25 protein-coding genes are annotated in these 25,957 nt (G+C 44.5%); 16 read left to right on the plus strand and 9 right to left on the minus strand.

Annotated elements, in window-relative coordinates:
- Positions 1 to 231: 231 nt before the first annotated feature.
- The 4 genes from QWZ07_RS05955 (at position 232) to QWZ07_RS05970 (ending at position 3,005) form a co-directional block, all read left to right on the plus strand.
- Entirely contained in the window at positions 232 to 969 is a 738-nt protein-coding gene (locus QWZ07_RS05955) for a nucleoside recognition domain-containing protein (protein ID WP_004732740.1), read from the plus strand.
- Positions 969 to 1,436, plus strand: a complete 468-nt coding sequence (locus QWZ07_RS05960) for a YjiG family protein (RefSeq protein WP_004732741.1) — start codon at positions 969 to 971, stop codon at positions 1,434 to 1,436. Before QWZ07_RS05955 ends, QWZ07_RS05960 begins: the two co-directional genes overlap by 1 nt.
- A 643-nt stretch (positions 1,437 to 2,079) precedes the next feature.
- Positions 2,080 to 2,466: an MAPEG family protein gene (locus QWZ07_RS05965; RefSeq protein WP_004732742.1), complete on the plus strand. Its 387-nt coding sequence runs from the start codon at positions 2,080 to 2,082 to the stop codon at positions 2,464 to 2,466.
- Positions 2,467 to 2,474: 8 nt separating this feature from the next.
- Positions 2,475 to 3,005: a DNA mismatch repair protein gene (locus QWZ07_RS05970; RefSeq protein ID WP_192852393.1), complete on the plus strand. Its 531-nt coding sequence runs from the start codon at positions 2,475 to 2,477 to the stop codon at positions 3,003 to 3,005.
- Positions 3,006 to 3,048: 43 nt separating this feature from the next.
- Here QWZ07_RS05970 and QWZ07_RS05975 read toward each other — a convergent pair whose 3' ends face one another.
- Positions 3,049 to 3,684: an START domain-containing protein gene (locus QWZ07_RS05975; protein WP_192852394.1), complete on the minus strand. Its 636-nt coding sequence runs from the start codon at positions 3,682 to 3,684 to the stop codon at positions 3,049 to 3,051.
- A gap of 296 nt (positions 3,685 to 3,980) precedes the next feature.
- The gene (locus QWZ07_RS05980; RefSeq protein WP_192852395.1) at positions 3,981 to 4,457 is read right to left on the minus strand and encodes a YHS domain-containing (seleno)protein; all 477 of its coding nucleotides are present in this window, start codon (positions 4,455 to 4,457) and stop codon (positions 3,981 to 3,983) included.
- 110 nt (positions 4,458 to 4,567) lie between these two features.
- Here QWZ07_RS05980 and QWZ07_RS05985 point away from each other — a divergent pair, with 110 nt between their 5' ends.
- On the plus strand, positions 4,568 to 5,392 hold the full coding sequence (locus QWZ07_RS05985) for an AraC family transcriptional regulator (RefSeq protein WP_192852396.1): 825 nt from the start codon (positions 4,568 to 4,570) through the stop codon (positions 5,390 to 5,392).
- A gap of 229 nt (positions 5,393 to 5,621) precedes the next feature.
- Positions 5,622 to 6,500, plus strand: coding sequence for a 6-pyruvoyl trahydropterin synthase family protein (locus QWZ07_RS05990; RefSeq protein ID WP_192852397.1), 879 nt, complete (start codon positions 5,622 to 5,624; stop codon positions 6,498 to 6,500).
- A 98-nt stretch (positions 6,501 to 6,598) separates the two neighbouring features.
- Here the strand turns inward: QWZ07_RS05990 and QWZ07_RS05995 are convergent, their stop codons facing one another.
- Both QWZ07_RS05995 and QWZ07_RS06000 read right to left on the minus strand, forming a co-directional pair.
- A complete protein-coding gene (locus tag QWZ07_RS05995; protein WP_192852398.1) occupies positions 6,599 to 7,639 on the minus strand; it encodes an acyltransferase in 1,041 nt (346 codons plus the stop codon).
- Positions 7,640 to 7,761: 122 nt separating this feature from the next.
- On the minus strand, positions 7,762 to 8,718 hold the full coding sequence (locus QWZ07_RS06000) for an AEC family transporter (RefSeq protein ID WP_017111351.1): 957 nt from the start codon (positions 8,716 to 8,718) through the stop codon (positions 7,762 to 7,764).
- A 161-nt stretch (positions 8,719 to 8,879) separates the two neighbouring features.
- On the opposite strand from QWZ07_RS06000, the gene QWZ07_RS06005 reads away from it, so the two are divergent.
- Positions 8,880 to 9,473: a TetR/AcrR family transcriptional regulator gene (locus QWZ07_RS06005; protein ID WP_004732750.1), complete on the plus strand. Its 594-nt coding sequence runs from the start codon at positions 8,880 to 8,882 to the stop codon at positions 9,471 to 9,473.
- A 194-nt stretch (positions 9,474 to 9,667) separates the two neighbouring features.
- Entirely contained in the window at positions 9,668 to 10,516 is an 849-nt protein-coding gene (locus QWZ07_RS06010) for an alpha/beta hydrolase (RefSeq protein ID WP_192852399.1), read from the plus strand.
- 136 nt (positions 10,517 to 10,652) lie between these two features.
- Here the strand turns inward: QWZ07_RS06010 and QWZ07_RS06015 are convergent, their stop codons facing one another.
- Together QWZ07_RS06015 and QWZ07_RS06020 are read right to left on the minus strand one after the other, a co-directional pair.
- On the minus strand, positions 10,653 to 13,187 hold the full coding sequence (locus QWZ07_RS06015) for a glycosyl hydrolase family 18 protein (protein ID WP_192852400.1): 2,535 nt from the start codon (positions 13,185 to 13,187) through the stop codon (positions 10,653 to 10,655).
- Between the two features lie 386 nt (positions 13,188 to 13,573).
- The gene (locus QWZ07_RS06020) at positions 13,574 to 14,038 is read right to left on the minus strand and encodes a DUF2850 domain-containing protein (RefSeq protein WP_192852401.1); all 465 of its coding nucleotides are present in this window, start codon (positions 14,036 to 14,038) and stop codon (positions 13,574 to 13,576) included.
- A 309-nt stretch (positions 14,039 to 14,347) separates the two neighbouring features.
- Here QWZ07_RS06020 and ppnP point away from each other — a divergent pair, with 309 nt between their 5' ends.
- Entirely contained in the window at positions 14,348 to 14,629 is a 282-nt protein-coding gene (ppnP, locus tag QWZ07_RS06025) for a pyrimidine/purine nucleoside phosphorylase (protein WP_192852402.1), read from the plus strand.
- A 249-nt stretch (positions 14,630 to 14,878) separates the two neighbouring features.
- Here the strand turns inward: ppnP and QWZ07_RS06030 are convergent, their stop codons facing one another.
- On the minus strand, positions 14,879 to 15,748 hold the full coding sequence (locus QWZ07_RS06030) for a pirin family protein (RefSeq protein WP_102328099.1): 870 nt from the start codon (positions 15,746 to 15,748) through the stop codon (positions 14,879 to 14,881).
- A gap of 158 nt (positions 15,749 to 15,906) precedes the next feature.
- On the opposite strand from QWZ07_RS06030, the gene QWZ07_RS06035 reads away from it, so the two are divergent.
- Positions 15,907 to 16,188: a hypothetical protein gene (locus QWZ07_RS06035; protein ID WP_029225699.1), complete on the plus strand. Its 282-nt coding sequence runs from the start codon at positions 15,907 to 15,909 to the stop codon at positions 16,186 to 16,188.
- Positions 16,189 to 16,232: 44 nt separating this feature from the next.
- Here QWZ07_RS06035 and QWZ07_RS06040 read toward each other — a convergent pair whose 3' ends face one another.
- Positions 16,233 to 17,423, minus strand: a complete 1,191-nt coding sequence (locus QWZ07_RS06040) for a GGDEF domain-containing protein (RefSeq protein WP_102312272.1) — start codon at positions 17,421 to 17,423, stop codon at positions 16,233 to 16,235.
- A 315-nt stretch (positions 17,424 to 17,738) separates the two neighbouring features.
- On the opposite strand from QWZ07_RS06040, the gene QWZ07_RS06045 reads away from it, so the two are divergent.
- Positions 17,739 to 18,077 (plus strand): DUF1840 domain-containing protein, encoded by a 339-nt coding sequence (locus QWZ07_RS06045; RefSeq protein WP_017082989.1) that lies wholly within the window; start codon positions 17,739 to 17,741, stop codon positions 18,075 to 18,077.
- 171 nt (positions 18,078 to 18,248) lie between these two features.
- Here QWZ07_RS06045 and QWZ07_RS06050 read toward each other — a convergent pair whose 3' ends face one another.
- Positions 18,249 to 19,019: a YMGG-like glycine zipper-containing protein gene (locus QWZ07_RS06050; RefSeq protein ID WP_192852403.1), complete on the minus strand. Its 771-nt coding sequence runs from the start codon at positions 19,017 to 19,019 to the stop codon at positions 18,249 to 18,251.
- A 368-nt stretch (positions 19,020 to 19,387) separates the two neighbouring features.
- On the opposite strand from QWZ07_RS06050, the gene uhpT reads away from it, so the two are divergent.
- From uhpT to manA, 5 genes are all read left to right on the plus strand, one after another.
- Positions 19,388 to 20,782 (plus strand): hexose-6-phosphate:phosphate antiporter UhpT, encoded by a 1,395-nt coding sequence (gene uhpT / locus QWZ07_RS06055; protein ID WP_099165936.1) that lies wholly within the window; start codon positions 19,388 to 19,390, stop codon positions 20,780 to 20,782.
- Positions 20,783 to 20,929: 147 nt separating this feature from the next.
- Positions 20,930 to 21,538 carry a response regulator transcription factor UhpA gene (gene uhpA, locus QWZ07_RS06060; protein ID WP_065105109.1) on the plus strand — a complete coding sequence of 203 codons (609 nt, stop codon included), beginning with the start codon at positions 20,930 to 20,932 and terminating at the stop codon, positions 21,536 to 21,538.
- On the plus strand, positions 21,538 to 23,034 hold the full coding sequence (gene uhpB / locus QWZ07_RS06065; RefSeq protein ID WP_192852404.1) for a signal transduction histidine-protein kinase/phosphatase UhpB: 1,497 nt from the start codon (positions 21,538 to 21,540) through the stop codon (positions 23,032 to 23,034). Before uhpA ends, uhpB begins: the two co-directional genes overlap by 1 nt.
- 8 nt (positions 23,035 to 23,042) lie before the next feature.
- Positions 23,043 to 24,383: an MFS transporter gene (locus tag QWZ07_RS06070; protein WP_192852405.1), complete on the plus strand. Its 1,341-nt coding sequence runs from the start codon at positions 23,043 to 23,045 to the stop codon at positions 24,381 to 24,383.
- Between the two features lie 267 nt (positions 24,384 to 24,650).
- Positions 24,651 to 25,856: a mannose-6-phosphate isomerase, class I gene (gene manA / locus QWZ07_RS06075; protein WP_192852510.1), complete on the plus strand. Its 1,206-nt coding sequence runs from the start codon at positions 24,651 to 24,653 to the stop codon at positions 25,854 to 25,856.
- Positions 25,857 to 25,957 lie beyond the last annotated feature (101 nt).

Raw genomic sequence — 25,957 nt, forward strand, 5'->3', positions numbered from 1 at the left:
TGTTTTCGGTTGCGTTGTTGAAGCGAATTTGGATTAGTTTTGTATGTGAAATATTCTAAACTTTTTAGCAATAGCTTCTAGTTTTAAATCCAAATCACAGTTTTATATGTTGCTGTTGTTCTTTTATTCAAACCGATACGCTATTTGATTTTGGTCAGTAACCTTTTGCTCATTAGTTTGCACTATCTATACGTGTTCTGTTCCACATAAACGAGATGTATAGAGGTCCTTATGACTAATCCAACCAAAACCGATCGTAAAGTCACGATCGGCAGTTACATCGCACTCGCTTTCGCGGTTGTGTTCTTTTCAGGTTTAATGCAGTCCAACGAATGGTATGGCGTATTAGATTTTACGACGCTTAATGGTTCATTTGGCAAGGTCGCTTACGATGTGAGTGAAACTGCCGATGGTATCCAAGCTGCGACTACTTCATTGCGAGGTAAAGGCGGTAGCGGTGCTCGCGACGGTTTCATTTTTGCTTTGACACTTATTCCGACCGTGATGTTTGCGCTGGGTATGATCAACGTTCTTGAGCATTACGGCGCATTGGATGCAGCTCGTAAACTACTCACTCCACTACTTCGTCCTTTGATGGGTATTCCGGGCAACTCAGGCTTGGCACTGATCGCTTCTCTCCAAAGTACCGATGCGGGTGCTGCGATGACACGTCAGCTCAAAGATGAAGGGCATCTGACTAAGCGTGAAACCGATGTTTTCACCATGTTCCAGTTCACGGCGGGTGCGGCTATCGTTAATTTCTTCTCTTCAGGTGCGGTGCTGTTCACGCTGACGGCGATGGACGGTTCTCTTGCTGTAACTTCGTCTATTGGCTTAGCAGTTGCGGTGATGTTTGTTTTCAAATTTGTCGGTGCGAACCTATTCCGTATTTACCTCAATATTACTGAAGGCAAAGAAGACAAACCAAAAGCAGATAAAGAACAAAAACTGGAAGAGGAAGTAGCATAATGAGCGAAGTTAAAGCAAAGAAACCAATGGTTACTGATATTTTCGTTGAAGGTGCTAAGAAAGGCTGGGTCATTGCGACTACCTCTACGGTACCTAACGTTCTAATGGCATTCGTCATCATCAAAGCATTACAAATCACGGGTGCGCTGGATCTGATGGGCAGTGTGTTTGCACCTATCATGGCGGTGTTTGGTTTACCTGGCGAAGCGGCAGCGGTATTGATTGGCGCGTGGATGTCGATGGGCGGCGCAGTAGGTGTGGTTATCACGCTGTTTGACCAAGGTATTCTGAATGGCACTCATATTGCTATTTTGGCGCCAGCTATCTACTTGATGGGCTCTCAGGTGCAATACATGGGACGTATCATGGGCCCGATTGGTACTGAAGGTCGTTACATTCCGGTGATGATCGCGATTTCAGTGTTGAATGCCTTTGGTGCAATGTTCTTGATGAACATCATTTTGTAACGTGACTTTTAACGGTTAGCTGCTATTAACGGTTAGCTACTAACAGCTTTTAGACGTTACAAAAAAGGAAACCCCGTTTGGCTTTCACCAAACGGGGTCTATTCTTTTCGTAGCCATCCTGCTACTGCGCGTTACTTATCTTTCAATAGGTAACTGGTGCTCCCTGCATCGTTCCTTGACGTGGCTAAATCCTTTAACCTATCCAATTCATCGCCGTCCTAGCGGTGTCCTTGCTAACTCATCATCCTGATAAGTGACTCTATCCTAGAGCATAACTTCCTTGCTGATAACTCATCCTAAGCCATCAAATCTTCATCCTGAAGATACCTAATCCGTTAGGCTTTTTCCTGTTCCCGCCAACTCCCTGTCGACATGTGTATTAAACACTGCGGAGGCTTTACTCACAATCCACCTGAAAAAATAAATGCACTCGCTAACCGAAAGAAATATGCGTGGATTCATATAAAACAAGGGGTTGAGTTTGTGTTTTAGGAATTTTCTGCGAAGCTTGATTGTGATCTCTTACGTTCGGTGTGAGAGATCTCTTACAAGTGTTCGGGCGCGAATATCCTTCTATGTTGACCTCATCCGTTAGTCTAGAGGTAAAACATGCCCAACAAACTCCAAGTAATAGGGAAAAATGATGGTAACAGCACTTTACGCAGCTCTGCTGACAGTAGTAATGATTTGGTTGGCGATTGAGGTGATTAAACAGAGGCGAATCAATCTTGTTGCTCATGCCGATGGCGGTGTTGAGTCGTTACAGATAGCACGTTCGGCACAAAGTAACGCTATGGACTACATCCCAATCACAGTGATTTTGATGGGGTTGTTAGAGATGAATGGGGCTGGCGTGTGGCTTATTCATGTCATTGGTGTGGCGTTCATTCTGGGGCGAGTGATTCATGCAAAAGGGATCTTGGCGAAAAATTTTAAAGGCCGCAAAGTGGGGATGGTGTTAACGCTTATCTGCATGATCTCTTTGATTGTCCTAAACTTAGCTTACCTACCTTTTGATAAAATGTTCTAGGGAGCATTATGGCATTGCGCCTTCCTCCTGCTTGGGCGATTGTCCTTGCAGGTCTCATACTGAACGTCATGGCGATTGTCATGTCGAGTTTGGTGTTAGACAAAATTGAAGCGGAGAAAGCGGAATACAACGATCGTAAATACGGCAATGTGTACTCAATACAACTGGCCTGGAATACGATCGAAACCTTAGAGCGCAAGCGTGAAGCCATTCTGATTCACCTAGATAAACCCTCAACAGAAACCGTTCAATCAGCCACCATCCTCGATGAAGCGCTCCGCGGCCAACTCCGGAGTTGGGTGAGTGATGAGGTGCCGGCCATCTCGTTGGCTAATTTACCCAAGCTTATGATGCTGATAAACAGTGCCCAAGAAGCGCAACGAGCACGAATCGATGACTACTATTTGGATAATCTGACCTTGGTTGAGTTAATCCAAAGGCTCGATGAAAAAATGGCTTTCTATAAGAATATTGCCCTGTTTCTTCAGGTGTTTGGTTTAGCACTTATCTTGGCTCGCGATCTAGCCAGAAGACCATAGCCTATCTGGCTTTTACGGTTAGCGACTGGAATTATCTCTATAGCTAGCGAGACTCGCTTGGCAGGTTAGGGTGCTGTTGGTCTTGGTACTTTGGTAATTGTTCTTTTAGCCCTTTAAATGTGCTCAGTGCACTGCCAATCGATAACTTATTCATCAACCAATTTGGCAAGATGCCACCTGCGTTCGCATACGCGGTGTAGGTAATGTAAGTATTGCCATTGGTGAGCGGTTGCAGCGTCCAAAGTGCGTCCACATCGTAAATTCGAATATACCCCGACTCTTTCGCCAAATAGTTAGATGCATCCTTTATCGACAAGACAAACTGGCCATCCTCAATGCTGTATTTTGAGTAGGTCACCATATCGCGATCTCTAGCAGGCCATGGCGCTTTGAATTGGGTATAGACGATATTTTCATCCTCAGATATCTGCATCAAGACACGACTTTCCGATACGTTGTCTATCCAGTTTGGCACGTTCTCGCTGTCTTCCAATAACAGTAAAAAACCAGAATAAGTGGTGGGCGTTTGCATTTGTGCTCGTATCTCTACCAAGCCTTCAGTGTGAGGTCTCTTATCAATGATGATGCCATCTTCACTTTTGACGAACTGCCACGGGTTGGCATAAGTCAGTGTTGATAAGGCGTAAAGTCCGAGTGTGAAAATCCTAGGTAATATCATTATTCTTCCATGAAAAGAAAAGCTTATCTTTTAGGAGTATAGAATAAAAATGGATTTGATTCGTACTGAGGGCTTATTGATTTTTCATAAGCTTGAGCGACATATCGTTGTTTATTGTGGTGTGATAAATAACTTTGGTTTTATCTCTAGTTGGGTGGTCATAAAGAAAAACGGAAGCGTTCGGTCGCTTCCGTTTTGTTAGTGGGCAATGGATAAACGTTGAATGCTAGAACTTAGAACTTAGAACTTAGAACTTAGAACTTAGAACTTAGAACTTAGAACTTAGAACTTAGAACCTAGAGCTTATAAGCTTCGACTGTTTTGATCGTGGTCCAGTTGCTATTGGCATCTTGGATGAACTCTTGTGTGTTCTCCAACCAACGTTTTTGAACTGACTTGTCTAAGTTCAAGTACAACTTCCCATCTTCTACTTTCCAAGCGAGAGGGTCGGTTTCAAACTTTTTACCCATTGCTACACCGAAGGCGCAGTAACCGCCATATTGAGGTGCATAAGCTGCTGGGTTAGCTCGAAATTCATCTCTGTTTTCACTACTCGCAAAGTTATAAATCGCATTCTTATAAGTCGCCGTGAATTCAGAGGTGCCTTTAACTGGCCCTTGATTGGCAAAGTAGGCGACAGGGTCATAACCTTTAATGGCGAGATCATTTTTGTCGACACTCATATCAAGGTCTGCTGCCATTAACGAAAAGCTGGTTCCTAGTAACGCGGCCAATAGAGTGATTTTTTGACTGGTCGATTTCATGTTTGACATATCAAGTTCCTTGTCAGTGTTGGTTATCTTGTTTGAAGTAATTTAGCCCACTCGTCCGGTCTATAGAGGGACAAAAGAACTTAAAAGTAAGCGAATCGTTCGGAGGATACATGGATCTGCTTTCACAACTAATGGAACACTTCTCGATACGTACCGGTGTTTTCTATTCTGGCAATTTGTGCGGAGTGTCGTCATTTAAGCCGCAACAAGGTAAAGAAGGGCACCTTCATGTATTGAGCGCGGGTGAATTGACCTTGTCTAGCGAGCACACGGAGTACAGGCAGCTGTCACAGCCCTGCATTATTTACCTTCCGAACAGCACACCACATGTGATTGAAGGCGTGGGAGAAGGTGCTGAGGTCGTGTGTGCGAATGTCGAATATCGTTCAGGGCAGATGAATCCTTTATTGTCTGCTTTGCCTGACGTGATAGTCATTCCGTTTGCGGATGCACCTAACTTAATGCCAGTGATACAGGTGCTATTTCGAGAGTCGAGCCAAGATTCATCGGGGCAACAATATCTAATGGACAAGTTGAGTGACGCCTTGATGGCTTTGATTTTCCGCCATCTCATTGAACAACAGCAGATCGATCAAGGCGTATTTTCTGCGCTTGCTCATCCGCGACTTGCTCCGGTCGTTACTGCGATTCATCTAATGCCTGCTCGCCACTTTTCGATAGAGCAAATGGCTTCATTGGCAGCGATGTCTCGAACTCAGTTTATAGAAGCGTTCAAGCGTGAAGTCGGTGAAACCCCAGGCGACTATGTACAAAAGTGGCGGGTGTCTGTGGCTCAATCGTTGCTGTTACAAAACAAGCCTATCAATTGGGTGGCGGATGAAGTGGGGTACAACAGCTATTCTGGCTTCTCTCGCGCTTTTCAGCATGTTACGGGAATGTCGCCGCGTTTGTGGCTAAAGCAAAATGTGTCGTGAATCGCTGGGCAACCCTAACGAAATGTGGCTATTAGCATGAGGCTAGTCTATGTTTTAGCGGAAATTGAGCGTAGTTTGTTCAATTCTCAACTGACGGTGTAAAAAGGTGGACTTTATAAGCTCGTTGTAACATTCTGCCCGTCCTATTTTATCAGACATCAATGAGACGAAGTGCCTGCTGAACATTATTCAGCCTCCCGTATCTCATTAAAGCACTAAGGAGTTTAACTTGAACCTATTTGTAAGAGACCTTACCGTTATCGATTCTTCATATATCTGTGAACACAGAGGGGTCGTAGGAGATAGTTGGATTTTAGATGTCACCATGTCTGGTGAACTGAATGAAATGAGCATGGTGTTGGACTTTAGCAAGGTCAAAAAACAGATCAAACACCTTGTTGATCAACACGTTGACCACCGCCTACTGCTGCCAATGCAAAACGCTGCAATTGTGCATCAAGCAAGCAAAGCCGGTTACTCTAAGGTTGATGTATTGCGTGGTGACAAGAGCCTACACCTACATTGCCCTGACGAAGCATATTGCTTGATTGATGCAGAAGCGATCACCATCGAGAGCGTGACCGCACACGTTTATCATATTCTTCGCGATAACCTACCAAGTAACGTCACAGGGTTAGAGATCACCCTTCGTCATGAGAATATTAATGGCGCGTTTTATCACTACACCCATGGTTTGAAAAAGCATGATGGCAACTGCCAACGCATCGCCCATGGTCATCGTTCTCCAGTAGAAATCGTGGTTGATGGTCAGCGTGACGAACAACGCGAACAGGCGTTTGCTCAGCGCTGGGAAGACATTTACTTAGGTTCTAAAGAAGACCAAGTTTCAGTTTCATCACTTAACCTGAGTGAACACGCGCAAAGCGTTAATGATGAAAGCCACTATGGCTTCCGCTACACCGCACCTCAAGGCGAATTTGAGCTAGCGATTGCTAAGAGCGAAACGGAAATCTTACCAACCGATACCACGGTGGAATTGCTGGCAGGCTATATCGCAGATCAAGTGGCTCCAAGCTTGGCAGAAAACCAGTCATTACAAATCGTGGCGTATGAAGGGGTAGGTAAAGGCGCGATGGCGTTCCTATAACACCTCTCGAGTGAGATAATCTCAGCTTCAATATGATGAAATAAAGGCAAGATATTAAGTTATCTTGCCTTTCTTTTTTGTGGCTGTTTAAAACTGATTTAGCGAAGTAGCACGCGTCGTAGTGGCGTTTTTTCGATCCCAGCAACCAACATAAAGCTCAGGATAAAGGTGCCGAAGAATACGGTGATGTCTTTACCGAGTTCAGTGATACCCAAGACTCCGCAAACATTGAACAGCACGATAATGATCAGCAGATGGCAAACGTAGATACCTAGCATGCGATTCGAAATAGCGCGAACCCACGCGTAATCACCGATGTTTGGATTAGCCAGAAGCCACATAAACACGCCCATTCCCCATAACGCTGTACCAAACAAAAAATCATTCATGTTGAAGGCAATGTCGTACGTGGTTAGCCATGCCGCTTCGGCAAAGTGAATGAACATGCCTAGCGCTAATAATCCCAGCGCCTTGGCTGATGATACTTTCCATTGATGCTGACGAATCAGGAAGCCCAATGTCACCATTAACGTGCTGAAGAACGGACCGTTACGTGTGAAGAACGGCGCGCTGAGGTCGGTTAAGCTCGCATAGCTGCCCGCCAACACACCATAGACGTAAAGCAGAATGGCCGCTGGAAGTAGAAGCTTGTCGAGTTTCATCTCGACCATTAAGGCGATGATCAAAACCGCACACACCAAAGCGGGAATGAACCATAAGTGAACCAGTCCACCCTCTAAGAAAGAGTTGAGGGGGGTGTTCATTAGGAAGCCCCAGTAACCCTGGCGTTCGCCTAAGTAACCCAATTCTTCAACCTTAGCGAGGTTGAATGGCATGACTAGACAAATGATGCTCCACGCTAACCAAACTTTAAGTAGTGGTTTGGAGTAGTTAATGAAGGTTGTCCAAGGCGACGCTGTGAGCTTAGGTTGAATCAGATAGCCGGAAATAAGGAAGAACAGAGGCACGGCGAAGCGAGCGGTTTGGTTGAGCACATAACCAATCCATGGCACTTCATCGATTTGCCAATAAGTAAGTGCCATCTGGCCGTGTAAGCCAATGATCGCCAAGATAGCAATCACTCGACCCAACTCGATACTGGCGATGCGTTGTGAAGGCGTATGTTGAACGGAAGACATATCAGATCTCTAAGAAAAATTTCGTAAAATCTAACAGTCTTTATGTGGAATCAGTTAGTCCTAAATCAAAGCTGAAGGCCTTTGATTTAAGGCTTATATTGATTTTTTGAAGCCTGTCGCAGCTATATTAAATCCATTGCAGTCAATGCGAAAATACCAAGCGTGCAAGTGATAAGTGAAACGACAGTGGTTAGCGCGATAATATTGGCAGCCAACGTTGAGTTTCCGCCCATTGCACGCGCCATAACATAGCTTGCCGCTGCCGTTGGTGCTGCGCTCATCAAGAAGATAAGCCCCAGATCGAGCCCTTCAAACCCTAAGTACCAAGCAGCCAATGTAATTAGTAGCGGTGAGGCAATTAACTTGTAGCTAGAGGCGAACCACGTGGACAACTTTTCTTGTTTGAGCGAACTAATATCTAGAGAGCCACCAGTACAGAGCAGAGCCAAAGGTAACGTCATGTTGGCAAAGTATTGACCAGCGTCAGTCACCATTTTGGGGATAGGAATCGAAAGCGCATAGAAGACGACCGCTAAGAAAATAGCGATGATCAATGGGTTTTTGGTGATGGACTTGGCGATCACTTTAATCGCTTTCGCGCCTGTGTCTTCGCCTTTTGGGGTAAGTGCAATCACGGCTTGAATGTTATACAGCACGGTCAGAGATGCGACATAGATAGCAGCCAATGCCACGCCTTGGTTGCCATAGATATTAGCCACATAGGCGAGGCCAATGATCGCGGTATTAGCGCGGAATCCACCCTGGACAATCACACCTTGATCTTTCGAGCCTTTGAATACCAATTTGGTCGAGAAAATAGTAAACAAGAAAAAGACAAAGTTAGCGATGACGCCAAACGCAACTAACGCGCTACTGGCTGAAAAGTTGTGATTCGATTGAACAATACTCAGAAATAGCATCGCGGGTAGGGTGACTTGAAACACCACCTTGGACGCGACATCAATGAAATTGTCATTGATTAAGCCGATTCGCTTAAGCATCACACCAAGAAACAGCATTAAACAGATAGGGCCTGTTACTGACGCCGAAAACGCAAACTGTTCCCAAAGTGTGTTCATTCTTTTTCCTTTGTTAGTCGATTTCAATTTCCTTTGAATACTGTCGCATTTTTCCACAATTCTTAGACAAGAGAAATTAATTCCCAGAGCTTAGGCAAAAAACTTTGAAAAAAAGAACGAACGTGCTAAAAATGAACCATCAGATTTATTATTGGTGAATAATGAGCAAAGGAAAGATAACCAAAGAGTATATTTTGAGTCATGCATTCGCACTTGCGAGTGAAAATGGGCTTGAGAGTTTAACGATTGGTGAGTTAGCCAAGCAGTGTGGTATGTCTAAGAGTGGCTTGTTTGCACACTTCAACTCTAAAGAGAACCTGCAACTCTCTGTACTCGAGTATTCCAACGCCATATTCACCGAAAGAGTCATCATTCCCGCAAGAGAACTGGGGGATGGTGATATTGAAGCGAAATTGAAACAGTTGCTCGACAATTGGCTGGGCTGGAACCATTCGTTCCAAGGCAGTTGCATGTTTATTGATGCATGGAAAGATGCGGGCAGTGAAACATCTGTAATTCAGAAAGCATTGCAGAAAACCATTTCAGTGTGGATTGATTACTTGACGATTCAGGTAGCAAAAGCGGTTGAGAGCAAACAGTTCAGAGCCGATTTAGATCCTAAACAGGCAACCTTCGAATTATATGGCCTTTATTTGAGTGCGAACTTGTTCTACTCGTTACGAGGCCAACAAGCGAGCCATACTCATTTTTGGAGTGGTGTCGAGCGCTTGGTAGCCAGTTGGAAAGCGGTTTAAAACATACAGCAGGTTAACTCGCAAATCATGTGAGTCTTGCTGAAGTAAGATTTACAACAAAATTTTAGAGAAGTGGTGGTAAGCGATGATAAATCGCAGCAGCGCCATTTTTTATATTAACAAATAGCACGGTCGTTCGATTTTTAGGGCCGAGCTCGATCCGCCAGATGATGATGGCGATACAAGGAACGGTCATGAGTGACAAAATCTATTTTAATACATCGAACAAGTTCAGCTTCAAGCGCAGCCTAATTGGGGCTACAACCAATCTGCATTACATCTTAGCGCCGAGCCACGCAAAGAAAACGGCACGTAAACTGCTGCTCACTCCAATGCGTACTGAGCAGAAAAATGCAGATCCGCAAGGGCTCATCAAGAGTGAAATCAAAGGTCGTGATGGCGTCTTAAAAACGTATTCTTTGGGTACTGGTCCAGTTTGGGTGCTTACCCACGGTTGGTCAGGCACCGCGAGTCAGTTCTTTCCTTTAATGGAACACATCGCCGCGAAAGGTTTTACGGCCTTGGCTTACGATCATCCAGCTCATGGTGGCAGCGATGGCGTACATGGTCATATCCCAGCGTTTGTGAACGGTTTAGAGGCGATTCTAGATTCGGTTGGCGAAGTGGCAGGTTTGGTCGGTCACAGCATGGGTACGGCTTCTGCGTTGGAATGTAAGCACGTTAAATTAGAAAACAAACCTTTGTTGCTAATTGCTCCTGTGTTGGATTATTTAGAAAATCTATTTGGCAGCGTGGCTCGTTCTGGTTACTCAATGAAACTGTTTGAGGCGGTCGTGGGTGAAGTGGAAGAGCAGTTTAACTACCCAATTCAGTCTGTTGATCCTTATGGAAAGTTAGCGCTTCGTGAGTCTCAGACGGTCATTGTTCATGATGAGCAAGACAAGTTTACTAAGTTTGATGTGTCTCAGCGTGCCGCTAATGAAATGGGTCGCGTTACCTTGATTGCCACTCAAGGCCAAGGCCACGGCCGAGTGATGAAGTGCCCACAAGTATTCGAGAGCTTTGATAACTTGATTAGCTAAGCCTAACGAGCGTAGTCAGTAGAACGCCAGTTAAGAAAACAAATAATAAAGAGGCCAACCAGACATTCTCTGGTTGGCCTTTGCTTTAGGGATTTAGTTGATGCTTAGTCAGTATTTAACTAAGCACTATTTTTAGTTAGCAGCTTGCAGGACCGATCTCTTTCCACACACCCCATTGGCCTGTCGTTGTTGGATCTTCACCTGTTGTCCACCATTTCGCTTCCCAAACCTTACCTCCTTGAGTCACTTGGTCGCCGCCAGTGTAGACCGCACTTGAATCCCAAGCGTTAGTACACGTGCCGCCGCCTGTGGTTTTCTTAAGAACTTTCACTGAAGTAGCCGCGACTGATGTATCTGTACCATCACTCACTGTCACAGAGAAGTTCAGCGTTGTATCTTGCGTGTATTCCGCCGCCACAAAGCTTACTGAAGAACCTTGAACCGTTGCATCAATACCAGAAGGTACATCCCACGTGAAGGTCAATGTGTCTTGGTCTGCATCGCTCGAAGCCGAAGCATCAACCACGACTACATCACCCGCATTCACTTCAGCCGGAGCCGTAACCACAGCAACTGGTGCTGTATTGACTGGGCCTGTGTCTTTAGGAGTTACCGTTACAACAACGGTGTCAGTTGCAGTAGCACCTTCGTTATCAGTTACCGTTAGGCTGAACGTGAGTACTTCTTGTTGAGCGACTTCAACCACATCGAAGCTTGCAACAGCCGTATTCGCGTTGGCCAGAGTTACTGCCGTTCCGCTCACTTGTGACCAAGCGTAGCTTGCAATCGTGCCGTCGCTGTCTTTTGAAGCGCTACCGTCTAGAGAAACAGAAGCTGGGCCTTCAACCGATAGGTCTGCGCCCGCTGCTGCGGTTGGTTTACGGTTTACAGGATCGGTGGTGCCACCGGCAAGACCTTCATGCATCGCGTTCAGGATATCGCCGTTATCCGCATCAATTTCCCAAGAGAATAGACCCGCAAGGCCAAGGCTACGAACGTATGCGCCTTTTGCTTTTACTGAGCGATCATCATCAAATGTGATTAGCTGACCTGAAGTACGGTTCCAAACGTAAGGCGCTTCTGCCATTTCGTCGTAACCATATTCAAAGCCGTTGATACCTTGGTTGTTTGCACCAAGCATGTTCGCTTTAATACCTTTGTAATCGATAACGCCATCTTCCCAGACGCCTTGCGCAGAGCTGCCGGTCAGTTTGCCATTACCTACGCCAGTCATTGGGTCGCTAGGATCCGAAAGTGATGAGGGTAATACGCCTTCCCAACCACGACCGTACATCGCTGTACCAACCACAAGTTTGTTCGCTGGAACACCTTGCTCAAGCAGCAATTGGATGCCGTTGTCTGTGGTGTAAGCAGGGCCAGTGTACTGTTCGCCATTTTCATCAAGGCCTGTGCCATCACATTGACCAGGGCGCATGAAGTTACCGCAGTTGAGTGCTGTTTGGTGACCTAACACGTTGTTCCAACCGCCGTAGAAGTCGTAAGTCATTGCGAAGATGTAATCCATGTATTGGATAGCATCGCCGTAGTTCACGTCTTCAATCTTATCGTGACCAACACCGATCGCTGATGTTAGCTCGTAAGTACGGCCGTTCTCAGCTTCTAGCTCATCCAACATAACGCGCAGTTCTGCCATCAATGCAATGTAAGCAGGGCCGTCATTCACAGGGTCACCAAGATCGGGAGCAGCACCGCCTCCACCAGGGAATTCCCAATCGATATCTACACCGTCGTAGAATTTCCATGTGTTGAGGAATTTCTTAACCGACGCAACGAAGGTGTCTCGGTTAGCTTTGGTTGTGAAATCGAAGAACGGGTCAGATAGCGTCCAGCCACCAATCGATGGAATGATTTTTAAATCAGGATTACGCTGCTTAAGCGCCATCATCATCGCGTAGTTACCCTTGATAGGGGAGCTGTATTCGTGCCCTGCTTGCGGGAAACTCTTTTGGAAAGCCGCCCAAGGGTCATGAATCACCACTTCGTAATCGTTAACGCCCTGACACGCTGTCATGAGTGCGTTGTAGCTGTTACCGCCTACCGATTTTACTGATTCATTAGGACCACAAATTGGGATGAAGCCGTAAAGGATATGGGTCAAGTTATCAGCGGGTAGGTTATCGACTGTGTAATCACGGCCATAGATGCCCCACTCAACAAAGTAAGTACCTACTACCGTGTTTGGATCTGTGTTGTATGACTTGTTGTTCGGGTCCACATTCATCGCAAGCGGCGCTAGGTGTGAGCCATCGGTATCTGCGATTGTGATCTGAGCGGGTGCACTCTTGGCACAGCCTGTTTCGTCACACGCTTCAATTTCCATTTGAAATAAGCCGCCTTGGCCGTATTCGAATGAAGCTGTCGTTTGGCTGCCAGTTATAGGGCCAGTGGCCACTTTAACGCCATCAAAGTAGATGTTGTAAGTGTTTCCTGACGTTCCGCTCCATTGGTTGAATTTAACGTCGACCTTTGCTTTGTCGTGATATTTAACCATCTGGTTATAGCCAGAAGTTGTTTCCATCGCGAGTTCAATTTTAGAAAACTGTAGGTTGTTGGAACCGTACATGTCGATGCTAGGTGCTGTTGGTGCAGCTAATGCTGTACCTGATAGCGCTAGAGCAATGCTTGCCGCACAGGTATTAATACGAATCATACTATTTCTCTCATTCCTTGAAGGTTACGAGAACCAAATGGCCCCATAAACGGCTCCAATCAGTTTTGAAGGAGCTTCCCAGTCAGTATTCGAGAGAGTTTTAATTTTATAACTGAAAATAAATCCGTTTTCGATGGACAACTAAAAAATATTGTTTCGTTACAATTCTGTTGCTTAATGAGTGAGAGGCTGAGTCCATGTTTTATAAAATAAAACATCCTTCAGAATGAAAATCTCATAAGTGAAATTACGCGACATGAAGTTATGAAAAGATGCGACAAACTATAAGAAAATATCGTCATTTGAAGGGGAGTCACAGAGTTGGATGTATGAAGCTGAGATAGGTTGCGTGATAAATACAGTGCTTATTCAAAAAACTAAGGGGTTTATCGTTTGAATTGTTCCGCTAATGAAGCACGTCGTTGTTGCATAACACTGTGGGTATCACCCGCGGCGGTGTCTTCATAGCCCTCTTTAATGAACTGTTGTGAAGGGACGCTCGGAACGAGTCGTTTTAAACGAGGGGAATCGTAGGTACCACTTATCGTATAAACCGTTGACCCAGAACCTGTATTGATGGTGACAACTTTGCCATCAAAATCAAATGAAGTACTGATGAAGCGATGGTTCATCATCACTCCATTGTCGGAAAGAGTCAGGATGTCGGTTTTGTAAGGTGGAGCGCCAATCTCTATCCATGTGCCGTGCACATTACTTGGGCTGACGGATTGCTGGTGGGTTTGATAGGCGAAATACCCTGCAGTGAGAGCAATAATAGCGGCAACCAATAAGAAAAGGTAACGTAATGAGTTGGCAAATAGATCTGCTATTTTAGTGCTCTTTTTCGCCATGTTCTCGTCTTTTCCTTACTCATACTGCCTTAAATACTATAAATTAAAACCTTAGTTTGCAAAGATAGTTGCGAGAGTTAGAAGCAGGATCGAATGTTCTAGATAAATGGGTTGCTTTGGCTAATTTTAAGTTTTTCTGATGACATTCGTTCAGTCAATGCATCTCTATTGTAGAAAAGACTTAAGCTATGCGTATTTATTTCTTGTAGGAATGTCGTGAATTGGTTAAAACAATTATCACGTGAATTTACGCATAGGCTGATTCATTGAAGCCCAATAATTGCAATTTGAAGATAACAAGGAAGTACAATGATTAAAGAGAATACATACTTTGATGGTGGCGTTAAGTCGTTAGCGTTTAATCAGTCTGGTGCTGATGTGAGTGTTGGTGTGATGGCTGCTGGCGAATACACATTCGGTACCGCAGCTCCAGAAAAGATGACCGTTGTAAAGGGTGCTCTGATTGTAAAGCGTGTTGGCGATGACGATTGGACGACATACCAATCTGGTGAGTATTTTGACGTTGCGGGCGATTCTTCTTTCGACCTACAGGTAAAAGAAGCAACGGCTTATTTGTGTGAGTACTTATAAGAAGTTGTGTTTTAGTTTCTGACTAATAAGAAAAAACCACGCTCTAAGAGCGTGGTTAAATAAGTGATAGTAACCGGCAGTGGATAGTGTCACTTGTTTTTACAGTCATCAAATGGACGACTAAAATTCGTTGTTTGTTGCAAAATATCTTCAATCTTCAATCTTCAATCTTCAATCTTCAACCTTCAACCTTCAACCTTCAATTCAATTCAATTCAAATCTCAAAGCTTAAAGACAGACATTGGTAAATCAGTAAGTCTCAAATACGCCGTTGTTGTAATCCTGAATCGTCTGTTCAATCTCTTCCATCGAGTTCATGACAAACGGACCGTAGTGCACAACCGGTTCATTAATCGGTTGACCAGAAAAAATCAGTACACCTGAATCTTCTAGGCTTTCTAAAGACAACAATTCAGCCTTGGTGAGTAGGGCAAGCTGACCTTGGTTGATCGCTTTGTCGCCGATCTTAATGCTGCCTCGGTACACATAAGTCATGGCATTGTGATTAACATTAGTCCCTAACGTCACTTTTTGCCCTGAATTCGCTCGCCAATCCGCGACGCTTAATGGCACACCTGTCGTTTGTAATGGACCCTGCGCTCGCAGAGCCTCTGAATCATCAGTTTGGTTATACAGCTCAAATCCACCTGCAATCACTCGTAATAAACCGCTTTGCACATCTTGATGTTCTGTAATGCTTTCACTTTGGAAATCATGGTATTGCGCGGGCTGCATTTTGTGTGTTGCTGGCTGGTTTATCCAAATCTGAAAGCCGTGCAACGCACCTTCTTCCATCATCGGCATTTCACTGTGAATCACACCACGCCCCGCGGCCATCCATTGTGCGCCACCGCTGCGAAGTTCACCGACATTCCCCATATGGTCCTTGTGTTGGAAGTGACCTTTAAGCATGTAAGTGAGCGTTTCTATCCCACGGTGAGGGTGAGGAGGAAAGCCACCAACATAGTCCTTGCTTTCATCCGACTTAAGTTCGTCGACCATCAAAAATGGAGAGAAACGCGTGTTATTGAAACCAGCGAGTCTTTGGATTTTGACGCCATCACCATCGGAAGTGGCATGTGCTGCAATCACATGATCTACTGCTCTTACATTCGTCATTTTGAAACCCTCATAAACTGGAATAGATGTAGTTTATGTAATTTGATTTCAAAAGAAGATGGCATAGCGTTGAGTGTCTTATTCGAAAATCTTGAACAGGTAAGAATATGAAATTATGTCTATACTTGAATATAGAGTAGACCGCCAAGGAGGCCGCTATGGCAGTTCAGCAAAAACATGGCGAAAGGCATGGTCGGATGGGCTTTGATAACGACTTTACAACGGAGCAAAGCCAACGTTTTACCGAGGTAGCGAATAGCGCTGTTAAACGTCGCGTGAAAAAACGTGAGATTGAAGCCCCGTTTCTTCAGTCGGCCAAGCAAGCCGCTTTTAAAACGGTAGTGAGACCTAGAGGCAATAACCCAAACCGAACACGACAAGTTGTGTGGATTATTGTGATCGGGTTAGTGAGCCTTTGGCTTATGTATATGGCTGGTTAGTACGCTTAATTGTAAGTGATATTAGGTGTAAGTGATATTAATGGCTAGCGTTGACGCGTTTTTAATAGCGTAACATTGTTCCCTTCCACCTTCGCTTCAAGACAATCTTCAAGTTCAGAAGAATCAGATTCTGAACAGGAAAGGTTTGCAGGTAATTCTTCTATCAAGGTAGATACTGGGTTGTCGTGATAATAAGCGTATCGGTTTTTCCCTGAATGTTTCGCCACATACATCGCTTTATCGGCGCATCTCGTTAACTCATGTAATTCTTGTGCATCTTGCGGATACAAAGAAACTCCAACACTAAGTGTCAGTTCTTTGATCCTTTCGTTAGTCTGACAGCCACTCTCAAACAACCCACATATTCTATCAAGAATACCGTCGAGGTCTTTTCGAGTTGGAATGTCATAGAGCATTAGAACGAACTCGTCCCCAGCAAAGCGCGCGATGGAATAATCGTACTCATGACTCTTTCGATCTCTAGTTCGAATGTTGTTACTCAAGCGATTGGCAAAATGCTGCAAGACACTATCGCCCACATCGTGGCCATAGCTGTCATTGATACTTTTGAAATCATCGATATCCAGAAACACTAATGCGGTGAGGGAGCGTTTGCTATCCACGGTGGCTAATTTCTCGACCGCCCAACGTTCAAAACTCCAGCGATTGGCCAAGCCTGTGAGTTGGTCTCGGTAGGCCAGATCTTCAATGCCTTCTTTGTAGAGGCGTTGAATATAGCTGACGGCTTTTGTGTAGTAATAGGCTGATGTGTGACACACCAAACTCATGGTAAACAGGCTAAGAATAAATCGATGTGTGCTGTTAAATGGCAAAGAAAAGTTATTGGGCATTGCCGTAATCAGGGTGCTGATAAACAAACAAAATGAGGTGCTAAATATGATTCCAATTCTGAAGTCATTGATAAAAATCACCGCCGCCAGAATAGGGTAGAGCCAAAGTATCCGGTCGGGAATCGCGTGACTGTACAAGAATAGGATGACCCCTTGAACCAGCAAAACACCGCTCAGGATCAATTCTGAATACTCAGGGTTAATGACTTTTCTTACGTAAAATGCATTGGAGATAGCGATAAGAGCAAAACACAGTTCGAAAACCGACAGCGTGTAATGTTGGCCTTGGAAATAAGCCCAAGTGTAAAAAATGAATAGCGCCGCGGCAGTCAGTGAAAAGGAGTGAACAATTTTTTGCTTGCGGGTGGATCGTATGTCCGCCATTTCTTCTAGGTGTCTGCCGACGAGCCTTTTCATGTGATTTGTGCCAAAGATTTTGATAATGGTATTAATAGTAGATTAAATAATAAGCTACGCGGAGACTTAGATAACTATTTAGTGTGACTGTAATCAATCTTTCATATGAAAGAATAATCAAATCATTATAAATAGTGATGTACGTCACCGACGGTGCAGATCGTCTCTAGAGTGTGGTATTCAAAGATCAGGTTGGTAGAGGCTATTTGATTATTATGTACTTGCTTTCCAATGATTTACTCAACATAGTTTGTAGATACCTAAATTTGATAGAGGCTCATTATGTTAATTACTTTTAGTTGCAAGGCTCATGCTAGCGTCACGATGTTTGGTGAGGTCGGTCTTCAGTTCATTAAGATGCTTGGACATAGTGGCGCGATCCCAGGAGCCATCGATGCTCCAGACGTTCCTCAAGCTCTGGATAATTTACGCACTGCGATCGCCGCAGAGCAGAGCAAACCAGTAGAGCAAGAAAATGCTGATGACGACAATGAAGAAGAAGTTGTTGAAGCGCCTGTCAATATCGGTAGCCGAGCTTTTCCGTTGGTTGAACTGTTGAAAGCCGCTATCAAAGAAGAGTGCGAAGTAATGTGGGAAGACGGCAGCGGTAAACGACTGTAGTTCGATTCGCACAAAACGTAACAAGCCTATCGAATCTATTTTAATAGGAATGAATGTTGAGCCAGTATCGGGCACGCCATGGAGTTTGATGGCGATGAACCGATACTGGCGTTTTATTTGATCTGCGATTTAGAAGCTAATAATTAATAACGAACCGCTAATAACGAAAAGCTAGCTGGCTTTGTTAAATCGAATTGATTGTATTTTCTTTTCACTACCATCTAGGTAAGCGTAGCTTTCTAAGATCCAAAGCTGACTATTGAGCATGCCTAATTCAATGCGAACATCAGCACTATTTACACCCTCATAGATGACATCTTGGATGTTAGTTGGATAAAAATTGTAACGATTATTTTGAGATTGAGGCTCGCCAGCAAAGTTGACATTCACTTGGGTAGCTTGGTTGGTGACATCCATTTGGTAGCCTTGAGCTTCATCGTAAGAGAACTGAGCCGTTAGGTTGATTCCTTGTGAATTAGCTACGCTCACCTCAGCTTGACTAATACTGTTCAGTTTTCCTGTCGACGCCAAGTCCGAGATGGTATCCAGAGTGTTAACGTGATTGTGGATAGTGACATCCCATTCGCCAATGAAATTATTGAGTTCTACCCAATTTTGTTGCTTTGTTTCTGTTGGTGCTGCAGCGTTTACGTTGGTATGTGCAATAGCTTCGTTGCGGCTATCGTGACGGATGTTGTCTCGATTACTTCTGATGTCGTTACCTGCACCTGCAACCCCGCCGGCTACTCCGCCGACAACGGCACTTTTCATTGCTAGGTCAGCATCACCTGTTAATGCACCTATCGTGAGTCCTAACAGTGCGCCACCGACTGCGCCCTGCTTGGTGCTCGCATTGGGATCATCTTCACCAGGTGTCACACACCCAGCAAGTAGTGGAAGGCTGATAGCAATCGCAAGTGATGATTTGATCATTGAATTCATAGTTGGAACCTAAAATGTGTTTACAAAAGGATCCAAACTTTATCAATGCAATGTCAGGCAACCATTATGAATAATGCTTTGTTTGTTGCGAAGTGTTTCACTTGTTTCTGTTTATTTACACGGTTCGTCAGCCTTGAAATGAGCGACTTTTGTTATCGTAATATCAATACATAACACACCGTAAACAAAGTGATGCTGTTCACGGTTTCTTGACTCCCAATTCCGAACTAAGAATTTTTCCTAGTTATTCTAAGACCCCCTCTCATGCGGTCGATTTTTAGACTCCTTATTATTTCACGGTCAACTAACAAAGAATGCATGGCCGCAATTATGTCGTGCAGACCTCACAAAAAATAAGAGAGTTCACAATGTTAAAGTTCCTAGATCAGGTTAGAAAACCGACGCTGGATCTTCCGGTCGAAACTAGAAGAAAAATGTGGTTTAAACCATTCCTGCAATCGTACCTAGTCGTGTTCATTGGTTATCTAACCATGTATTTAATCCGTAAGAACTTCAATGTCGCGCAAAACGACATGATTTCTACTTATGGGTTATCAATGACTGATCTAGGTCTGATCGGTCTTGGTTTCTCAATTACTTATGGTATTGGTAAAACCGTCGTTTCCTATTACGCCGATGGTAAAAACACCAAGCAGTTCCTGCCATTCATGCTTGTCCTTTCTGGTATTGCCATGTTGGGCTTCAGCTTCAGTATGGGTGGCGGCAGCGCTAGCTTATTCATGATGGTTGCCTTCTACGCATTGAGTGGTTTTTTCCAAAGTACGGGTGGCCCTTCAAGTTACTCAACCATCACTAAATGGACGCCTCGTAATAAGCGTGGTTCGTATTTAGGTCTTTGGAATATGTCACATAACGTGGGTGGTGCGGGTGCAGCCGGTGTTGCTCTGTTTGGCGCAAACTACCTATTTGATGGCAACGTAATTGGTATGTTTGTTTTCCCATCTATCATCGCGATTGTCGTTGGTTTCATTGGTATGCGCTTTGGTAACGATTCTCCAGAAGCATACGGATTAGGTACAGTTGAAGAGTTATTTGATGAAGAAATCAGCGAAGAAGATACAGCTGCTGAAGAGAATCAAATGACTAAAAAAGAGATCTTTGTTGAGTACATTCTTAAAAACAAAGTGATCTGGTTGCTCTGCTTCGCGAATATCTTTTTATACATTGTTCGTATCGGTATCGATCAATGGTCTACCGTTTACGCGTATCAAGAGCTAGGCCTATCAAAAGAAACGGCGATTTCAGGCTTTACTCTGTTTGAAGTCGGTGCTCTGGTTGGCACATTGATGTGGGGTTATTTATCAGACCTTGCGAACGGACGTCGTGCTTTAGTTGCTTGTGTATCGCTTGGACTGATTATTGTCTCTCTAGAGTTCTACCAAAATGCAACGAGTGAGTTCATGTACCTAGCGTCACTGTTCATACTTGGCTTCCTAGTGTTCGGTCCTCAACTATTGATTGGTGTTGCTGCGGTAGGTTTTGTACCTAAGAAAGCAATCAGTGTTGCTGATGGCGTGAAAGGCACATTTGCTTACCTAATTGGTGACAGCTTTGCCAAACTTGGCCTAGGTATGATTGCGGACGGAACGCCAATTTTCGGCTTAACGGGTTGGAAAGGGACATTCGCAGCACTCGATACGTCAGCTGCCATTTGTATCGTGTTACTGCTATTCGTTGCGGTTGCGGAAGAGAAGAAGATTCGTCACGCGAAGAAGATGCACCTAGCGGCTCAAAACGCGTAATTAGTCTCTCGTGCTTTATTGGATTAAAGCACGTGAGATCATACCAATCGTTAGTTCGATTCAGTATCATCTCTATCAATAAACTTAATTTTATATAGCTCCTATCGGGGCTATTTTTCTTTCTTACTCTTAATTTTGGTTGATATCATGATTAATGTTGCGCTTGTTGATGACCACGTCATTGTTCGATCTGGTTTTGCTCAATTACTCAGTCTTGAAACTGATATTACGGTCGTGGGTGAATTCAGTTCTGCGGCAGAAGCGCGCCTCGGACTACCAAGTTGTCACCCTGATGTCGTTATATTGGATATTTCAATGCAAGATGAAAGTGGCCTGAGTTTGTTGGAAGAAATTCCATCAGGCATTGCCAGCATCATGTTGAGCGTACATGACTCTCCGGCGATGGTTGAAAAGTCGTTAGAGTTAGGAGCTAAAGGTTATCTGAGCAAGCGCTGCAGTCCTGATGAGTTAATTCAAGCCGTACACACGAGCGCAAATGGTGGTTGTTACCTTACGCCAGATATCGCAATAAAGCTTGCGACACCACTAAAGAATAAAGCCTCTTTAAATCAGTTAACCCGCAGAGAAAGCGAAGTGTGCCAATTATTGGCGACAGGGCTCGATGTAAAGTCTATTGCTGTCGAGTTAGGGGTTAGCCATAAAACGGTACATGTGCACCGTGCCAATGCCATGGACAAACTTAATGTTAAAAACAACGTTGAGCTAGCCAAACTATTCACTCAAGAACAGTACTAATGCGCTCTTACCTAGCCACCTCCCTATGCGGGGTTTTTATGGCGGGTTGCGCATGGTTTTGTTTGTGGGTTATCGCTTTCTATTTTATTAATGACCCTGAGTTAGCCATTCTGCTTTTCCCATTCTCGCTTCGATTGGGAATGACGCTGCACACTCGTACACAATATTGGCCTGCCATTTACGTTGCAGAGTGGGGGCTCGCAATCGCTTTGGCTCTATTACTGGATGAACCCCAATGGTTAACCGTTTTAATCGCCAGCGGATTAAGCATTCCAGCTACTCTATTTGCCAAACGGTATTACTACGGTGACCAAAATCGGCACTTATTGGTCATGGCCAGCATTATAATGGTGACTTCACTGATCAATGTCGCTGTCGTCGGTTCTCACGTGCCTGCAACTTATATGGTGTGGTTGGTGAGCATCACAGGCGGGTTAATGCTCGTCCCAATGTGTTATCTAGTTTGGAACTATCTATTTCAAAATAAGTGGGCACCGTTGAGCTCTTACTTAATTCACAATGCTGTAGAGTTTAAAATTCGTCATATTGCCTTATACAGCGTATTGCTGGTGGCTAGTATCTTGATACAGACCAGCCTGCCAGATGAACTCAGGCGCTTTGCCCCATTTTGTATGGCGATTCCTATTATCTTGTTGGCCGTTCGTTACGGGTGGCAAGGCGCTTTGCTCGCGACCTTGTTAAACAGTGTCGCGCTGATAGCTGCCCACAGTGGAACGTCCAAACTCGAAATTACCGATTTACTCTTATCTCTTTCCGCTCAAACCATCACTGGCATATTGTTGGGTCTTGCGGTTCAAAAGCAAAAAGATCTCAATTCGAAATTGCGCAGTGAGCTCTCCAGGAATCAAAATCTTTCACGTCAGTTAATCACGGCTGAGGAATCGGTTCGTCGTGACATTGCTCGTGAGCTACATGATGAGATCGGCCAAAACATCACGGCGATTCGCACTCAAGCAAACATTATTAAGCGTGTTGATGCCGCTGAAATGAGTGTTCATTGTGCGGGCACGATTGAGTCATTGTCTTTGAATGTTTATGACACCACTAAACGCCTACTCACAAAACTAAGACCTAAAATGTTGGACGACCTTGACCTAAAGGACTCCGTTGAACAGCTCATACGGGAAATGGAGTTTTCAGATCACGGCGTTGATATCCAGCTAAATTGGCAAGGTGATTATTCATGTTTGAGTGACACGCTTAAGGTCACTCTCTTCCGACTGTGCCAAGAATCCTTAAACAACGCCCATAAATACGCCGGTGCGAGCGAGATTAAAATTGAACTGATTTTGGATGATCAGGCTTATCTTCAGATATCAGATAATGGCGTTGGTTTTACAGCGCAAGATCTTCTCAAGGGGATGGGGGTTCGTGGTATGCAAGAGCGTGTTCAGGCACTCGGCGGCAAGATGACAATCAACGCTAATGGTTCCTCTTCGGGCACCAATATCAGCGTTACATTACCTAAAGTGTGAGAACGAGTATGTTTGGATTTCTGCGCTCAACAACGTCAAATCGTCATAATCTAAGTGATGATCAGGTCAATCAGAGTTACCACTACTGGCGCCTTCACATCATGATAGGAATGTATGTCGGTTATGCCGGTTTTTACTTTACTCGTAAAACCTTCAATTATGCCGCGCCAGCCATGATCACCGATCTTGGTTTGGATAAAGGTGATATCGGCTTAATTGGTACGCTCTTTTATCTCTCTTACGGCTTATCGAAATTTATCTCAGGGACAATATCGGATCGTTCAAACCCGCGCTACTTTATGGGTCTTGGCTTAATCGCGACTGGTCTGATAAACATTGCGTTTGGCTTTTCAAGTTCGTTGACGGCTTTCATTGCACTTTGGGTGCTCAATGCATGGTTCCAAGGTTGGGGTTGGCCTTCATGTTCTAAGTTATTGACGACTTGGTATTCTCGCTCAGAAAGAGGATTCCGTTGGGCTATCTGGAATACAGCACATAACGTTGGTGGGGCGCTTATCCCTATTCTTGTGGGCTATCTAACTCTTCAATACAGTTGGCGTTCAGGGTTTATATGGCCGGGTGTGATTGGTGTTTTTATTGGTCTTATCGTTTGCTGGCGCTTACGTGATAAGCCGACCACCATGGGACTTCCGACGGTAGGGAAGTGGCGCAATGATCATCTAGAATTGGCGCAAGAGAGCCATGGACAAGGGTTAAGCTATCGAGAAATCCTGAAAATCTATGTGTTCAGCAATAAGTACATTTGGTTGCTCGCTTTTAGCTATGTGCTGGTTTACATCGTAAGAACGGCCGTCAACGATTGGGGGAATTTATATCTCACCGAAGAACACCATTACAGTTTGATCAACGCAAATGCTGCTTTGTCTCTGTTCGAGATAGGTGGCTTCGTTGGTTCACTTGTTGCTGGGTGGGGATCGGATAGACTGTTTGGTGGTAACCGTGGCCCGATGAACATCCTGTTTGCGATTGGTATTTTCCTCTCGGTATCTGCTTTATGGCTTATGCCATTAACTAATTTTGTGTTTCAAGCCGCAGGTCTATTTTGTGTTGGCTTTTTTGTGTTTGGCCCTCAAATGCTAATAGGCATGGCTGCCGCGGAATGCTCACATAAAGACTCTGCCGGGGCAGCAACAGGCTTTGTTGGCTTGTTTGCTTACATGGGTGCAGCACTTTCTGGTTACCCATTAGCGCTCGTTCTAGAAACCTACGGTTGGAGTGGGTTCTTCATTACCATCTCTACTTGTGCTGCGGTCATCGGGTTGCTGCTATTGCCTTTCTTACAAGCTCAATCACCTCAGAAAAGTGCAGAGGCTCGATCTGGTTTTTAAGGGGTTTCTTCGTAAATAAGATAGCTGCTAATAGTCCTCTGGTTATTGTGCAGCTATCTTATCTTCAGCGTTTTTTATACGTAGCATTCAAATGTGACTCTTTTCACGCTTTTCATCGTTCTCTCCCGTTTCTAAGAATTTTTCCTATTGCGTCTAAGACCTCATCTCATGTGGGTTTTAGCTGCGCTCTGTAGTCTTTCTAATTATTTACGTTATTAGAAATCAGCTCTCTGAATTGTGTTCAAAGGGCTCACTATGGAAAACACCATGTCACTCAGCCACTTCTCAGAACACTCATTTTTCCCAATGGAAAACACCATCCAAAATTATGCATGGGGAAGCATTTCTTCGATACGTGAACTGTTTGGCTTTAAGAATGAGTCACAAGAGCCGCAAGCGGAAGTTTGGATGGGAGCGCATCCGAAAGGTTGTTCAATGGTCAAGTTGGACCAACATTTGGTGCCTCTCTCTGAGCTGATTAACAAGAATAAACCCGCTTATTTATCTACTGATATTGCGCAGGAGTTCGGTGAACTGCCGTTCTTGTTTAAGATCTTGGCAGCAGAAAAAGCGCTATCGGTTCAGGTTCACCCAAATAAGCGCCAAGCTGAAATTGGCTTTGTGAGAGAGGAACAGGCAAGCATTCCTCTGACCGCAGGACATCGTAATTACAAAGACTCGAACCACAAACCTGAATTGGTTTACGCGATCACTGAATACCAAGCGATGAATGGCTTTCGAGAGTTCGATGAAATATTAGGTCTGTTCAGAAAGTTGGATTCGAGCGAGTTGGCTGGTTTAGTTGAAGAGTTTGGTAACAATCTTGACTCTCTAGGCTTAGAAGCGTTTTTCCGCGATCTGCTAACGCTGAATGACCAACGTAAACACCGAGCATTAGAGCAACTTCTGAATTACGCAGAGTCTCATCAAGACCAAGCTGAGTTTGCTTTGGTTACCGAGCTTAGCCATCAGTACCCGAACGATATCGGTTTGTTTTGTGTTCTGCTGCTTAACTTGATCACACTAAAGCCGGGTGAAGCGATGTATTTGAATGCGAACACTCCGCACGCCTACATTAAGGGTACTGGGCTCGAGATCATGGCAAATTCAGACAACGTGCTGCGAGCAGGTTTAACGCCAAAACACATTGATGTCGCTGAGTTAGTGGCGTGCACAGAGTTTACGCCAATCCCGTTCGAACGCTTATTGTTAGCACCCTCAAAACTGGGTCAATGTGATAGCTATGATATCCCGGTCAGTGATTTTGATTTCAATATCTTTCATCGCCCTCAGCAAGAAGAAGTCATCACAAGCAGTGCTGAAATTTTAATGGCAATAGACGCTGATCTAACGCTAGTGAGTCAGAAAGGCGAGCACTTAACGCTCACCAAAGGGCAATCGGTATTTATCCCAGCCTATATTGGTCATTATGAATTGAGCAGTAAAGGACGAGTGGCTAGAGCGTTTAATTAAGGGAATAACTGTCGTATAACATTAGAAATCTTTCGGGCCTTGGGTATGTGGTAAAGTCTTAGAGATATTAGTAAGAATGAACATTTCATAACAATAAGAGC

Source organism: Vibrio lentus (genome assembly GCF_030409755.1).
Classification (GTDB): Bacteria; Pseudomonadota; Gammaproteobacteria; order Enterobacterales; family Vibrionaceae; genus Vibrio; species Vibrio lentus.

What these genes read in the sequence shown, in the direction of transcription:
- QWZ07_RS05955 (WP_004732740.1), top strand. Translation starts at nt 232, where the DNA reads ATGACTAATCCAACCAAAACCGATCGTAAAGTCACGATCGGCAGTTAC.
- QWZ07_RS05960 (WP_004732741.1), top strand. Translation starts at nt 969, where the DNA reads ATGAGCGAAGTTAAAGCAAAGAAACCAATGGTTACTGATATTTTCGTT.
- QWZ07_RS05965 (WP_004732742.1), top strand. Translation starts at nt 2,080, where the DNA reads ATGGTAACAGCACTTTACGCAGCTCTGCTGACAGTAGTAATGATTTGG.
- QWZ07_RS05970 (WP_192852393.1), top strand. Translation starts at nt 2,475, where the DNA reads ATGGCATTGCGCCTTCCTCCTGCTTGGGCGATTGTCCTTGCAGGTCTC.
- QWZ07_RS05975 (WP_192852394.1), bottom strand. Translation starts at nt 3,684, where the DNA reads ATGATATTACCTAGGATTTTCACACTCGGACTTTACGCCTTATCAACA.
- QWZ07_RS05980 (WP_192852395.1), bottom strand. Translation starts at nt 4,457, where the DNA reads ATGTCAAACATGAAATCGACCAGTCAAAAAATCACTCTATTGGCCGCG.
- QWZ07_RS05985 (WP_192852396.1), top strand. Translation starts at nt 4,568, where the DNA reads ATGGATCTGCTTTCACAACTAATGGAACACTTCTCGATACGTACCGGT.
- QWZ07_RS05995 (WP_192852398.1), bottom strand. Translation starts at nt 7,639, where the DNA reads ATGTCTTCCGTTCAACATACGCCTTCACAACGCATCGCCAGTATCGAG.
- QWZ07_RS06000 (WP_017111351.1), bottom strand. Translation starts at nt 8,718, where the DNA reads ATGAACACACTTTGGGAACAGTTTGCGTTTTCGGCGTCAGTAACAGGC.
- QWZ07_RS06005 (WP_004732750.1), top strand. Translation starts at nt 8,880, where the DNA reads ATGAGCAAAGGAAAGATAACCAAAGAGTATATTTTGAGTCATGCATTC.
- QWZ07_RS06010 (WP_192852399.1), top strand. Translation starts at nt 9,668, where the DNA reads ATGAGTGACAAAATCTATTTTAATACATCGAACAAGTTCAGCTTCAAG.
- QWZ07_RS06015 (WP_192852400.1), bottom strand. Translation starts at nt 13,187, where the DNA reads ATGATTCGTATTAATACCTGTGCGGCAAGCATTGCTCTAGCGCTATCA.
- QWZ07_RS06020 (WP_192852401.1), bottom strand. Translation starts at nt 14,038, where the DNA reads ATGGCGAAAAAGAGCACTAAAATAGCAGATCTATTTGCCAACTCATTA.
- ppnP (WP_192852402.1), top strand. Translation starts at nt 14,348, where the DNA reads ATGATTAAAGAGAATACATACTTTGATGGTGGCGTTAAGTCGTTAGCG.
- QWZ07_RS06030 (WP_102328099.1), bottom strand. Translation starts at nt 15,748, where the DNA reads ATGACGAATGTAAGAGCAGTAGATCATGTGATTGCAGCACATGCCACT.
- QWZ07_RS06035 (WP_029225699.1), top strand. Translation starts at nt 15,907, where the DNA reads ATGGCAGTTCAGCAAAAACATGGCGAAAGGCATGGTCGGATGGGCTTT.
- QWZ07_RS06040 (WP_102312272.1), bottom strand. Translation starts at nt 17,423, where the DNA reads ATGGCGGACATACGATCCACCCGCAAGCAAAAAATTGTTCACTCCTTT.
- QWZ07_RS06045 (WP_017082989.1), top strand. Translation starts at nt 17,739, where the DNA reads ATGTTAATTACTTTTAGTTGCAAGGCTCATGCTAGCGTCACGATGTTT.
- QWZ07_RS06050 (WP_192852403.1), bottom strand. Translation starts at nt 19,019, where the DNA reads ATGAATTCAATGATCAAATCATCACTTGCGATTGCTATCAGCCTTCCA.
- uhpT (WP_099165936.1), top strand. Translation starts at nt 19,388, where the DNA reads ATGTTAAAGTTCCTAGATCAGGTTAGAAAACCGACGCTGGATCTTCCG.
- uhpA (WP_065105109.1), top strand. Translation starts at nt 20,930, where the DNA reads ATGATTAATGTTGCGCTTGTTGATGACCACGTCATTGTTCGATCTGGT.
- uhpB (WP_192852404.1), top strand. Translation starts at nt 21,538, where the DNA reads ATGCGCTCTTACCTAGCCACCTCCCTATGCGGGGTTTTTATGGCGGGT.
- QWZ07_RS06070 (WP_192852405.1), top strand. Translation starts at nt 23,043, where the DNA reads ATGTTTGGATTTCTGCGCTCAACAACGTCAAATCGTCATAATCTAAGT.
- manA (WP_192852510.1), top strand. Translation starts at nt 24,651, where the DNA reads ATGTCACTCAGCCACTTCTCAGAACACTCATTTTTCCCAATGGAAAAC.